This window comes from Mariniflexile sp. (assembly GCF_052728615.1).
In genome coordinates, this window is record NZ_JBFVFE010000011.1 from 90,575 (window position 1) to 103,618 (window position 13,044).

Here is a 13,044-nt window from a genome sequence, read left to right on the forward strand (position 1 = left end):
TTTCATAAGACCATGGCATTACAGTTGGAATACCTGGTAATGGGATGGTCTAACTAAAAAAAGAGATCAAAAAATTTAAACTCCACTGTATTTCATTAAATTTGCATTTCAATTTTTTAATATGTACAGAAGTCATAACTGTGGTGAATTGAACGCATCGCATATAAATAAAGAAGTAACGCTTGCAGGTTGGGTTCAAAAATCAAGGGATAAAGGATTTATTGTTTGGGTAGATCTACGCGACCGTTACGGCCTTACACAACTTGTTTTTGATGAGGAGCGCACTTCAAAATCGATGTTGGAGCAGGCTCAAAACCTAGGGCGCGAGTTTGTTGTTCAAGTAAAGGGAACGGTTATTGAACGGGCTTCCAAAAACCCAAACATCCCCACGGGCGACATCGAACTGTTGGTTTCAGAATTAATTATTTTAAATGAAGCCTTATTGCCTCCTTTCACTATTGAAGATAAAACCGATGGTGGAGAGGAACTGCGCATGAAATACAGGTACCTCGATATCCGCCGAAATCCTTTAAAAAACAATTTGATTTTTAGGCATAAAGTAGTGCAGGAAGTTAGAAATTATCTTTCTAAGGAAGGTTTTATTGAAGTTGAAACACCGTATTTAATAAAATCCACTCCTGAAGGCGCGCGCGATTTTGTGGTGCCTTCTCGCATGAACGCTGGTCAATTTTATGCATTGCCACAATCGCCCCAAACTTTTAAGCAATTGCTTATGGTGGGCGGCATGGACAAATACTTTCAAATAGTAAAATGTTTTAGGGACGAGGATTTACGTGCCGACAGACAACCAGAATTCACGCAAATAGATTGTGAAATGGCGTTTATTGAGCAAGAAGATATTTTAAATGCTTTTGAAGGATTGACGCGCCATTTGCTGAAAGAAGTGAACGGTGTGGAAGTAGAGAAATTCCCAAGAATGTTATATGATGAAGCCATGCGTTTATACGGAAACGACAAACCAGATATTCGATTTGGAATGGAATTTTGCCCCCTGGCCCCGAAAGAAGAAAATTTTGGTTTCCCTGTTTTTGATGGTGCGGAATTGGTAGTAGGGATCAATGTTGAAGGCTGTGCAGACTATACGCGGAAACAAATGGACGAATTAGTAGACTGGGTTAAAAGACCGCAAATTGGCGCAACAGGATTAATTTGGATAAAATATAATGAAGATGGCACTTTAACATCTTCGGTCAACAAGTTTTTTGACGAAGATTATTTAAGGTATTTTGCAACTGAAATGAAAGCGAAGGCGGGCGATTTAATGTTGGTTTTAGCGGGTAACACCCATAAAGTCCGCACACAACTAAGTTCATTAAGAATGGAATTGGCAACACGTTTAGGGTTAAGAAACCCCAAGGAATTTGCACCGCTTTGGGTATTGGATTTTCCTTTATTGGAATGGGACGAAGACACCAAACGTTACCACGCCATGCACCACCCCTTTACGTCTCCAAAACCTGGGCAAATGGAACTTTTAAAAACAGATCCGGGTACCGTAAAAGCCAATGCCTATGATTTGGTATTGAATGGCAACGAAATTGGTGGCGGCTCCATTCGTATCCACGATAAGGCAACCCAAGCATTAATGTTTGATTATTTAGGGTTTACGCCCCAACAAGCCAAAGCACAATTCGGTTTTTTAATGGATGCCTTTCAATATGGTGCGCCTCCACATGGTGGTTTAGCTTTTGGATTGGATAGGTTAGTGGCTATTTTAGGAGGGCAAGAAACCATACGTGATTTTATTGCTTTCCCAAAAAACAATGCGGGCCGCGATGTGATGATTGATGCCCCAGCCACTATTGATACTGCACAATTAAATGAGCTTCATCTTAAAATAGAGTTATAGCCATGGAAACAAAGGTCCACACTAAATTAAACCAGTTAGCGGCCACAGCAATTTGCGGCAACGACATCAGTTCTTCGGTTTTATATGTGTCGGCATTGGCTATTGCATTTGCGGGCCAATATGCGTGGATAACCTTATTGATCGTTTCTGTTGTTCTATTCTTATTCAGAAAAATTTATGGCGAAGTGGTAGGGGCATTACCTTTAAATGGGGGCGCTTACAACGCTTTGCTCAATACCACGAGCAAATTAATGGCATCATTTGCAGCCACCTTAACGCTGCTTTCTTATATGGCAACCGCTGTTATTTCAGCCAACGAGGCCATCCACTATTTGCACCACTTAATTACCGCTATGCCCATCATATTGGCAACCATTGCCTTATTAAGTGTGTTTGCCATACTCACTATTGGCGGCATTAAGGAATCTGCCGTAGTAGCCATTGTTATTTTCCTCTTTCATCTGGCGTCTTTAGCTGTTTTAAGCGGATTTATAATTTATTTTCTATCACAAAGTGGCATCGGGCAATTTTTTGAAAACTGGAATTTATCCGCGCCACAGGGCAGTATTAAGACCGCTATATTTTTAGGGTTTGCCGCTTCTATGTTAGGGGTTTCCGGGTTTGAAAGTTCGGCTAATTTTGTGGAGGAACAAGAAAAAGGCGTATTCCCAAAAACACTAAGGAACATGTGGATTGTGGTAAGTGTCATTAATCCACTAATGGCTATTTTCGCTTTAGCGCTTTTTACACTTCCGGTATTGCAAGGGCAGGCCTTTCAGAACACCTTATTAACAGAAATGGGATCTTATGTGGGTGGCAATTGGATAGCCAATCTAATATCCGTAGATGCCTTTTTAGTATTGAGCGGTGCGGTTTTAACCAGTTTTGTGGGCGTTTCAGGATTATTGGAACGGATGACATTGGACCGGATTTTACCCCCTTTTTTCCTGAAAAAAAACTCACGAGGAAGTTCTTATAGAATCATCATCATGTTTTTGGCATTGTCCATATCGGTGCTGCTTATTACCAACGGTAATGTGGGGTTGTTGGCAGGGGTTTACACCATTTCTTTTTTGTCGGTCATGATTCTTTTTGGTATTGGAAATATTTTGCTTAAAGTGAGAAGAAAGCAATTGCCCAGACCAGAAAAAGCCACTTGGATTTCTGTACTACTGGCCATTGCAGCAGTTACTTTAGCCTTAATAGGCAACATTACCATGGCGCCCAAAGAGGATGCACCTAGTAATTTATCGGTTTTTCTTGAGTATTTTATCCCCGCCATTATATTTATTGTTGTAATGCTTAACAGAATTATTCTTTTAAATTTTCTGTTGAATGTCATACATAGTATTTTCGACCCCATTAGAAGTTTGGTGCTAAGAATCGACAAAAGAATAAAAGCGACCATAAACAAAATAAACTCACAGGAATTTGTGTTTTTTACTAAAGGCGACAACATAGCAACCCTTAACAAAGTCATGCTATATATTACCAAAAACGAACACACCAAGAAACTTAAAATTGTGTTGGCTTTAGGTAAAGATGATGTGATCCCAAAAAATTTACCTCAGGAAATTGATTTTTTAGATAGGGAATATCCAGAAATAAAGATAGAATTTATTGTAGAAAAAGGCACCTTTAATCCAGAGCTTATTAAAGCTTTATCAAAAAAATGGAATATTCCTATCAATTTTATGTTTATTGGTTCACCCAGTGATAAATTCCCCTATAAAATTCAAGAATTGGGCGGCGTAAGATTGATTATTTAAAAATTAAAATGCAGATATATTTTCAACAGACGAATGGATTTTTGCCCCTTGAAGCCATCGGTAAGCGGCTGAAATTTTTAGTAGCTGCGTCCCCGCACAAGGGCCTTAACTAAATTTGCTATCAATAGAGCCGAAAATTAAAGTAGAAATTTATTTAATCACCTTAAAAAAATAGTGAGAGTCTATTTTAAGCCATGCCAAAACAAACCATTTTAAAACAAATCCTCATCTGGAGAGCTAAGCATATTTCTCACAGACAGTTTGTATTTATACTAAGCATCATTATAGGTTTTACCTCTGGTGTTGGTGCCGTTATTTTAAAAAACTTAACACACTTTATCCAACATGTACTAGAAGGTAAATTAATAAAACAGTACTATTTGGCATTTTACTTTTTATTTCCCATTGTTGGTCTCACGCTTGTTTATTTTATTATTAAATATGTTATTAGGAACAAAGTAAGCCACGGCATTCCTTCCACTCTTTTTGCTATATCAAAACGCAAAGGGATTATGAAACAATATCAAATGTTTGGTTCTATTTTAACAGCGCCTCTTACTGTTGGTTTTGGAGGTTCGGTTGGGCTGGAAGGGCCAACGGTTGCTACTGGGGCAGCTATAGGTTCTAACATTTCAAGAATGTTTCACATGAACCAAACCACAAGAAACTTATTGATTGGTTGTGCTGCCGCTGGCGCCATGAGTTCCATTTTCAAGGCGCCCGTTGCTGCTATTATTTTTGCCATAGAAGTGTTTAGTTTAGATTTAACCATTGCTTCTTTGCTACCACTGCTTCTGGCATCCCTTTCGGCTATTTTAACATCGTATTTTTTCTTTGGAGACGATATTTTATTGCCCTCCAGAATTGAAGATAAATTTGAATTGGCCGATGCCCCTTTCTATGTTGTCCTTGGAGTTTTTGCGGCCATAACCTCCATTTACTTTACACAAGTTTACGATAAGGCCCATACCTTTTTCTCAAATATAGCATCCCCTGTTAAACGATTGGTTATTGGCGGCATATCTTTAGGGGTTTTGGTCTATTTTATCCCGCCTCTATATGGCGAGGGTTATGATATTATCAATAATCTAATTGCGGGCAATGTTGAAAAGGCCGTAGAACAGAATTTTATGCAAATGGATTTGACCAACATCTGGATTGTTATTTTACTTTTGGGGGGTCTTGTTTTCTTTAAAATTATAGCTAGCGCATTAACTTTTGGTGCCGGTGGTGTAGGTGGTATTTTTGCACCAACCCTTTTTATGGGCAGTATTATGGGCAATTGCATCGCCAAAATAATTAACCATTGTGGTTTATTTAGCGCCCCGGTTTCCGAAAGTAATTTTACTCTGGTGGGCATGGCAGGTTTATTGGCAGGGGTACTACACGCGCCGTTAACCGCTATTTTTTTGATTGCCGAACTTACCGGAGGGTACGAGCTTTTTATCCCCTTAATGCTAACTGCAACCATTTCATTTGGTTTAACCAAATATTTCAGTCCGCACTCCGTTTATAATATGCAGCTAGCCAGGAAAGGCGAACTCATTACCCATGATAAAGACCATGCGGTATTAACGTTTATGGATATAGATAAAGTTATTGAAACCAATTTTGTAACCATAACCTCCAATATGAATTTAGGGGAAATTGTACATACGGCGGTCATTAAATCCAATCGAAATATTTTTCCTGTTGTTAAAGCCAAGACCCAAGAGCTGCTAGGCGTTATTCTTTTGGATGATTTAAGGCCCATTATGTTCGATCAAGATTTGTACGGTGAAGTAGTAGCGCACGACATTATGCAACAAGCTCCTGAAATCATTGATTTTGACAAGGATAAAATGACCGAAATTATGCAAAAATTCCAAGACAGTAGCGCATGGAATTTACCCGTTATAAAAGATGGTAAATATTTTGGATTCATATCAAAATCCAAGCTCCTTACCGCCTACAGAAGACAGTTGATCAATCACACCAAAGAAAATTAGAAAAGATTTATCCTTTTTATATATGAAATATATTATTCTCATATTATTTTTAGCCGCATTTGGAAGTATCTTAGCAGGCTATTTTTTAGAAACCGAATACTCCCAAAAACTTATTGGATTTGGTGTTTGCGGGCTTTTTTTTATTGTGTTCCCATTGTTTTCATATTATCGTTGGAAAGACAAAGACGTTAAAGATTATATGCTCACCAAAGAAAATTTAGATAAAATGCGTGAGCGTGAAAAGAAGAGGTAGTAATTTTCAGTCGCAGTCGCAGTGTTCAGTTCCAGTAATCAGTTTTATGTAAAAGCTCTGGGAGCCTCAGTGAAATCTTTGTGAATCTTCGTGTAATAACTTTTGGACAATACATAAAAATCAGTACAATTCGTGTTTAGTTCAAATTACGTCTTTCAATAAAAAAACGTTTCAACAACTCCGAAGCCTCTGCTTCCATAACACCGCCTTTAATTATCGTTTTGGGGTGCAATTTGGTGTTTAAATTAATACATCCGCGTTCCAAATCCCTGGCACCATATACAATATTGGAAATCTGGCTCCAATATAAAGCCCCCGCACACATTTGGCAAGGTTCTAAAGTAACATATAAAGTACAACCTATTAAATATTTCCCACCTAAAAAATTAGCGGCAGCTGTTATGGCCTGCATTTCGGCATGTGCGGTTACATCGGTTAAGGTTTCTGTTAAATTATGTCCTCGGGCTATTACTCTATTGTCAATTACGATAACGGCGCCCACAGGAATTTCACCTTTCCCAAAAGCAGCTTCAGCTTCCTGCAAAGCTTTTTTCATAAAATAAGTGTCATCAAAAAAGTTTTCCATAACACAAAAATACAATTTCATTCTTGTACTTTTGCCTTGTGCAAAAAAGTCTTTTAAATACTATTAACTCTCCAAAAGAACTCCGTCTTTTAAACCAAAAAGACTTACCCCAACTTGCGCTGGAATTGCGTGAGTTCATCATAAATATGGTGGCTACCAAAGAAGGGCATTTAGGAGCGAGTTTGGGTGTGGTAGAACTAACCATTGCCCTGCATTATGTGTTCAATACCCCCGAAGACCGGCTTATTTGGGATGTTGGGCATCAGGCATACGGACATAAAATTTTAACCGAAAGAAAAGATTTGTTCCATACCAATAGGCAAGTTGGTGGCATTAGTGGGTTCCCAAAAAGGGACGAAAGCATGTATGATGCTTTTGGTGTGGGGCATGCCTCTACCTCTATTTCGGCAGCTTTAGGAATGGCTATTGCTTCACAGTTAAAAGGCGATTCGGAAAAGCTACATATTGCCGTTATTGGTGATGCCAGTATTGCAGGGGGCATGGCGTTTGAAGGTTTAAACCATGCAGGTGTAACCAGGGCAAATCTTCTTATTATTTTAAATGATAACGCCATTGGCATCGACCCTAGTGTGGGTGCCTTAAAGCAATATTTAACCAATGTTAAAAAAGGCATCCAAAGGAAAAACAATATCATAAAAGCTTTAAATATCGATTATTCAGGGCCTATTGACGGTCATGATATCGATAAAATCATATCGGAATTAAAACGTTTGAAAACGGTTAAAGGCCCTAAGTTTTTACATCTGATAACCACCAAAGGCAAAGGCCTGAAACAGGCAGAAGAAAACCAGGTTACCTACCATGCTCCTGGGAAATTTGATGTTTCTACGGGCGATATCATTTCCAACACGCCTTCAGAATTTTCCAAATACCAAGATGTTTTTGGATATACCATTGTAGAACTTGCAAAACAAAACAAAAACATTGTCGGTATTACACCCGCTATGCCAACAGGAAGTTCATTAAAATACATGATGGCTGACATGCCAGAGCGTGCCTTTGATGTTGGTATTGCCGAACAGCACGCCGTAACGTTGGCCGCAGGAATGGCAACCCAAGGGTTAATCCCGTTTTGCAATATTTACTCTACGTTTTTACAACGCGCCTACGACCAAATAATACACGATGTGGCACTACAAAAACTACCGGTTATTTTTTGTTTGGACCGTGCCGGATTGGTGGGGGAAGATGGCGCCACACATCATGGGGTTTTCGATCTATCGTATTTAAGATGCATCCCGAACCTTATTGTTTTTGCGCCAAGAAATGAAATAGAATTGCGCAACATCATGTACACCGCACAATTGGGTTTACAACACCCCATTGCTATTCGCTATCCTAGAGGCACTGGCGTTACAGTTGATTGGAAACAACCTTTTAGCAAAATAGAAATTGGTAAAGGTGTTCCACTTAAAGCAGGTAATTCCCTTGCTGTTTTAAGCATAGGAACCATTTCAAGAAATGTAGAAGAGGCTATCAAAAGTTCTGGATTTCCTGAGGCTATTGCGCATTACGATATGCGTTTTGTAAAACCTTTGGATGAACCCTTGCTGCACAGCATCTTTAAAAAATACCCAACCATTATTACCGTTGAAGATAATAGTGTTAAAGGTGGTTTCGGGTCTGCTATTTTAGAGTTTGCTGCCACCAATAACCATAAAAACACCATTAAGGTTTTAGGAATTCCTGATACCTTTATTGAACATGGGAGTGTTATGGAACTTCAAAAAAGTATTGGTTTGGATGTTGCGGGGTTGAGGGAATTTTTTGGTTTATTTTTACAGTGATAGAATATTTCAATGCTTGGCTTTGTAAGAAAAAATACCTAACTTCGTTTAACAACCGATAAAGTTCATTAAAACGGAACTTTATCTTTGCATTGCCAATAATGCAGAAAAAAATTGCGTAAAATTGCGTATATTGGATTAAAAATTTAAAAATGGGAAGTTTAACAATATCAAATAAAATATTGGATAAATATTTCGGGTACTTGAAAAATTTGGATAATAACGCCAAAAAAAATCTGATTATCAAATTGACCAAATCCATTGAAACCAAATCAAAAAAATCATTTGATATTAAATCGGTTTTTGGAGCTTGGGAAGATGATAGAACTTCGGACGAAATAATAAGCGAAATCAAATCTTCAAGAGTTGAGAAACGAAACAATCCGAGTTTAGGATGAAATATCTTTTAGATACGAATATCTGTATTCACCTTTTTCGTGGAAAATTCAATCTGATTGAAAAATTTCAAGAAATTAATTTGGAGGATTGTGCCATTTCCGAAATCACTCTTGCGGAACTGATATTTGGCGCCGAAAATAGTCCAAACCCAAAAAAGAATTATAAAATCATTGACACCTTTTCGGAACAAGTTAAAATCCTTCCAATTTTCAACTCAATCCCAACTTACGCAAAAGAAAAAGTGAGGTTAAGGAAACAAGGAAAAATGATAAGTGATTTTGACCTTTTAATTGGTTCGACCGCAATTGCGAACGACTTGATTATGATTACGGAAAATGTAAAAGAATTTGAACGGATTTCCAATATTGAAATAGAAAACTGGGTGCGGAGATAAGCACTATTGGCAACACCGTGTATAAGCCATTGCTTGGTCTGTGCTCATCTTGAAAATTCCTGCGGAATTTCCAAGCGCAGTTCTTTGTTTGGCAAGATTCGGGCAATCACCCCGACGAACCTAGTTTTAGGAAGTATCAAAACACTGTTAATTGTATGATTATCAGTGTTTTTTGTTTTTAGGCATTTTGTTTGATGCCAAATAAAAACAAAAAACAACATATAAAAGGTGTGCAATCAGGTGTGCAGTATCTTACCAAAATTGTCGTAAATTTAAAGAGCATTTAAAAGCAATTTGACTTTCGTTTTTTAAAAAAATGTCAAACTAAAGCCGTTAAAAATGCAGACAAAAAGCACCTTTTCAATTATTTTCTTCACTAGAAAATCAAGAAGCAACGTGAACGAGCTATCCATCTATGTTCGCATCACAGTCACTGGACAACGTTCAGAAATCAGTCTTAAGCGAACTGTTCTTTTTAAGGAATGGGACAGTTCCAAAAACAGGGGACGTGGAAGCACTCATAAAATAAGGGTTTTGAACTCTTATTTGGATCAAGTATATAGCCAATTATTGGATTGCCATAAACAGTTGTTGGAAGAATCCAAAATCATTACCGCAAATGCCATTAAGTCAAGGTACTTGGGAGAAGACGATAACCACAAAAGCCTAAAGGAACTAATAATCTATCACAATACAAATATGGTCAGCGTTTTGAAACATGGTACGATGAAAAATTATACTACCACGGAAAAATACTTGGATAAATTCCTAAGCCAAAAACTAAAAATAAACGACATTTATTTAAAGCAACTTAACTATCGTTTTATAAGTGATTTCGAACAGTATTTGCGAACTTACAAAAACACCAAGAAAAAGCTTATGCTCAGCAATAATGGCGTAATGAAACATTTGGAGCGTTTCAAGAAAATGATAAACCTAGCGGTAAAATTGGAATGGATGCCAAAGAACCCCTTCAACCAATTTCAATTGAAGTTCGATAAATATGATAGAGCTTATCTAACGGAAAGGGTACTGGAATTATTGGAAAGCACACATTATAAAAACGATCGCTTGGAAAAGGTCAAGGATTGTTTTATTTTTTCATGTTATACAGGATTGTCCTATGTCGATGTCAAGGAACTTACAACAAAGCAAATTGTTCGGGGAATAGACAATAACCACTGGATATTTACCAAACGGGAAAAGACGGACGAAACGGTAAAAGTCCCCATCCTGTGCAAAAAACGGCAAGACAATACCACCCTCGGCGGAAGAAAGTGAGCATAGTTAAATTATCAATAACTCATTGTATTGTATTAGTTTAAAGCCGTAAATGATCTGGTTCAAATTATCCGTTTTTAATGGTTCTCATCATCTGTCCCATCCACATTTAGCAAAGTAACATCAATATATTCGCTTTTAGCCATAAAAATTTTTTCAAGGGTCACTTCGTTTGTTTTTATTAATGCATCTTCTGTACTGTCAATAGTTTTTATATATTTTTCTAAATTCTCATACTTTTTATAATCTTGTGTTTTATAAGGTGTTTCCAACTTTATGTCTTTAATATATTCGTCATAATAAGATAGGTCATCTTCTTTAGTACGTTTATTTGGGTTATATAATAAGATTTCTCTACTTGGAATGTTAACATTTCCACTTTGCTTAATTAACTTTAAATTAGACTTATCAGCAATTTCTTGTGCAGTAATCAAGTAGTGTATTTTTTCCTTGTATTTTTCATCAGATTTATTAAAATCTTCTATGTAATTTAGAATTGATTGTATTTCAGTAAATTGTTTTGCTAAATTTTTTTCTTCTTTGACATAAGATATAAATGCAGGTTTATATTTTAATAGTTCTTCTTTTTGTTCTAAATAATATTTGGTTAATTTTTTTCCTTTTTTATAAACAGGAAATTCAACGTCCTCATACATTACTGGATATATTAAACCTTTATGTTCGGACATTTTATTAGTTAAATTAGGTGTAATTAAAAATGTTTCATCTTCTTGGGCATTTGAAGTTATAAACATTAAGGAACAAGGCAAAAAAAAATTCGTCTACAATTTAACTTCTCGCTGAATTTCGTAATTTTAGGAAATGAAAAAACAGAGAATATATTTAGACACTTCAGTTTTCGGCGGATATTTTGATGACGAATTTAAAGAGTTTACTAAACCCTTATTTGAACGGATAAATAATGGCGAATTCACAATTATATTTTCAACAATGCTTGAGGGAGAATTGGAATTAGCACCCGAAAAAGTACGCAAATTAGTTCGCGGAATAGAAAGTGAAGATACGGAATTCGTTGAGGAAACGAATGATGCTGTTGAACTTGCGACTGAATATATATCTGAAAATGTGGTCGGAAAAACAAGTTATCCTGACTGTTTACACATCGCACTTGCGACAATTAATCAAGCGGATATACTTATAAGTTGGAATTTTAAGCATATCGTAAACGTGGAGCGAATACGAGGCTACAATTCTATAAATATTAAAAACGGATATAAACAATTGGACATTCGCTCGCCAAGAGAATTAATGAATTATGGAAACTAAAACAGAAAAGAAATTCGATGCTGTAAAAATGGCTCGTGATATTAAAGACAAATTGGATGCTAAATTATCCAAAATGACCAAAGCAGAAATTGTTGCATACTTTAAAGAGCAACGAATGAAACCAAACCGAGTAAAGCCCAGTGCCTAACACCGTGTATAAACCATTGCTGGGTCTGTGCTCATCTGGAAAATCCTATCGGATTTCCCAGCGGAGTTTTGTGCTTTTAATGGTTCGTGCCGAGACACGCAACGGCTCATACACCAACCGTTGGCATTCATTTAAAATAAAATTGTACAATTTGTATAATTTTTGTATCTTTGACCTGTAATGAGATATAAATGAATGTAAAAATATTAGAAGCTAAAACAAAATTGGAGATTAAATCCACAATCTCTATAGTTACTAAAAATAAAGCAAAATTACCTTCTATAACTGATGGGTGGACATTTAATTTTAGTAAACACTCTACAGGAAAGGATTACGAAACCTATATTCTCACAACAGATAAGACACCTGAAATAATTGAAGGATGTTTAATCATAAACACTAAAACCCCATATCAGGTCTATATGGCGTTTGTGGAAGTTGCCCCACATAATAAAGGCAATGAAAAAAAATACGATAGAGTTGCTGGTTGTCTAATTGCCTTTGCTTGTAGACAAAGTTTTATTAATGAGAAAGAAGGTTATTTAGCCTTCGATGTATTAGAAGACAAAAAAGAAAATGAATTACGATTAATGAAATTGTACAGTCAAAAATACAATGCTGTAAGATTTGACAATTCTACAACAATGATTATTCTACCAGAAGGAAGTGAAAAATTAATAAACGAATTTTTAAAATAAAAGGTTATGAAAAAGACAGAAATCTTACCTAAAGATATTTGGAATGATAAAAAACTCAATAATGTAAATGAGTTCATTAAGAATCATTCTGACAATCAATCTAAAGAAAGAAAAATAAAAAATAAACTTCTTTCTATTCAATATAAATTGGAAGATTATATAGAAAAAGATGATATCCAAGAAAATGAAGTACTCGATATATTGGATTTTGTAAAAATGTATTTAAAAGCATTGGATATAACAAAATTGGATTTGGCAAACTACTTTGGAATGAGGGATAGTAATCTACACAAATATTTGACTGGAAAGAGAAAATTAAATCCAGAAGTTGTATTAAAAATAAGTTCATTTTCCCATACCAAACCTGAATATTGGTATAGAGTACAAGTGAAGAATGAGTTAGTGAAATTAAAAAAAGAGAGTGCAAAGGATTACGATAAATACGATTATAAAAAATTATTATCTATATAAAAAAAACGAAATGCCAATCGAGTGGATGGCTCCGCCATCAAATGACGGAGTGCACCCCTCACACCACCGTACGTACGGGTCTCGTATACGGC

The 13,044-nt window shown here is 36.3% G+C and carries 14 protein-coding genes; 12 read left to right on the forward strand and 2 right to left on the reverse strand.

All coding sequences use genetic code 11. The annotated features are described in order from the left end of the window. The first annotated feature begins 121 nt into the window (after window positions 1–121). The 4 genes from aspS (at window position 122) to ACU1LP_RS06655 (ending at window position 5,880) form a co-directional block, all read left to right on the forward strand. The gene (gene aspS / locus ACU1LP_RS06640) at window positions 122–1,870 is read left to right on the forward strand and encodes an aspartate--tRNA ligase (RefSeq protein WP_445735895.1); all 1,749 of its coding nucleotides are present in this window, start codon (window positions 122–124) and stop codon (window positions 1,868–1,870) included. Between the two features lie 2 nt (window positions 1,871–1,872). Further along, the gene (locus tag ACU1LP_RS06645; RefSeq protein WP_445731131.1) at window positions 1,873–3,639 is read left to right on the forward strand and encodes an APC family permease; all 1,767 of its coding nucleotides are present in this window, start codon (window positions 1,873–1,875) and stop codon (window positions 3,637–3,639) included. A 194-nt stretch (window positions 3,640–3,833) separates the two neighbouring features. Then, window positions 3,834–5,627 carry a chloride channel protein gene (locus tag ACU1LP_RS06650; RefSeq protein ID WP_445735896.1) on the forward strand — a complete coding sequence of 598 codons (1,794 nt, stop codon included), beginning with the start codon at window positions 3,834–3,836 and terminating at the stop codon, window positions 5,625–5,627. A gap of 22 nt (window positions 5,628–5,649) precedes the next feature. After that, complete coding sequence (locus tag ACU1LP_RS06655; RefSeq protein WP_445735897.1) at window positions 5,650–5,880, forward strand: hypothetical protein; 231 nt, start codon at window positions 5,650–5,652, stop codon at window positions 5,878–5,880. 136 nt (window positions 5,881–6,016) lie between these two features. Here ACU1LP_RS06655 and ACU1LP_RS06660 read toward each other — a convergent pair whose 3' ends face one another. After that, window positions 6,017–6,466, reverse strand: a complete 450-nt coding sequence (locus ACU1LP_RS06660; protein ID WP_445735906.1) for a nucleoside deaminase — start codon at window positions 6,464–6,466, stop codon at window positions 6,017–6,019. A gap of 38 nt (window positions 6,467–6,504) precedes the next feature. Between ACU1LP_RS06660 and dxs the strand changes: the two genes are divergently transcribed. The 4 genes from dxs (at window position 6,505) to ACU1LP_RS06680 (ending at window position 10,348) form a co-directional block, all read left to right on the forward strand. Next, window positions 6,505–8,274: a 1-deoxy-D-xylulose-5-phosphate synthase gene (gene dxs / locus ACU1LP_RS06665; RefSeq protein WP_445735898.1), complete on the forward strand. Its 1,770-nt coding sequence runs from the start codon at window positions 6,505–6,507 to the stop codon at window positions 8,272–8,274. A 152-nt stretch (window positions 8,275–8,426) separates the two neighbouring features. Continuing rightward, a complete protein-coding gene (locus ACU1LP_RS06670) occupies window positions 8,427–8,672 on the forward strand; it encodes a hypothetical protein (RefSeq protein WP_445735899.1) in 246 nt (81 codons plus the stop codon). Next, window positions 8,669–9,067 (forward strand): type II toxin-antitoxin system VapC family toxin, encoded by a 399-nt coding sequence (locus ACU1LP_RS06675; RefSeq protein ID WP_445735900.1) that lies wholly within the window; start codon window positions 8,669–8,671, stop codon window positions 9,065–9,067. Before ACU1LP_RS06670 ends, ACU1LP_RS06675 begins: the two co-directional genes overlap by 4 nt. Window positions 9,068–9,406: 339 nt before the next feature. Further along, on the forward strand, window positions 9,407–10,348 hold the full coding sequence (locus ACU1LP_RS06680; protein WP_445735901.1) for a site-specific integrase: 942 nt from the start codon (window positions 9,407–9,409) through the stop codon (window positions 10,346–10,348). 77 nt (window positions 10,349–10,425) lie between these two features. Here ACU1LP_RS06680 and ACU1LP_RS06685 read toward each other — a convergent pair whose 3' ends face one another. Further along, window positions 10,426–11,103 (reverse strand): hypothetical protein, encoded by a 678-nt coding sequence (locus ACU1LP_RS06685; protein WP_445735902.1) that lies wholly within the window; start codon window positions 11,101–11,103, stop codon window positions 10,426–10,428. 67 nt (window positions 11,104–11,170) lie between these two features. On the opposite strand from ACU1LP_RS06685, the gene ACU1LP_RS06690 reads away from it, so the two are divergent. From ACU1LP_RS06690 to ACU1LP_RS06705, 4 genes are all read left to right on the forward strand, one after another. Further along, window positions 11,171–11,635, forward strand: coding sequence for a PIN domain-containing protein (locus tag ACU1LP_RS06690; RefSeq protein WP_445734930.1), 465 nt, complete (start codon window positions 11,171–11,173; stop codon window positions 11,633–11,635). Further along, complete coding sequence (locus ACU1LP_RS06695) at window positions 11,625–11,783, forward strand: hypothetical protein (protein WP_445734929.1); 159 nt, start codon at window positions 11,625–11,627, stop codon at window positions 11,781–11,783. The genes ACU1LP_RS06690 and ACU1LP_RS06695 overlap by 11 nt, the downstream gene beginning before the upstream one ends. A 191-nt stretch (window positions 11,784–11,974) precedes the next feature. After that, window positions 11,975–12,481, forward strand: coding sequence for a hypothetical protein (locus tag ACU1LP_RS06700; protein ID WP_445734928.1), 507 nt, complete (start codon window positions 11,975–11,977; stop codon window positions 12,479–12,481). A gap of 6 nt (window positions 12,482–12,487) precedes the next feature. Beyond that, window positions 12,488–12,952, forward strand: coding sequence for a helix-turn-helix transcriptional regulator (locus tag ACU1LP_RS06705; RefSeq protein WP_445735903.1), 465 nt, complete (start codon window positions 12,488–12,490; stop codon window positions 12,950–12,952). Window positions 12,953–13,044: the final 92 nt, after the last annotated feature.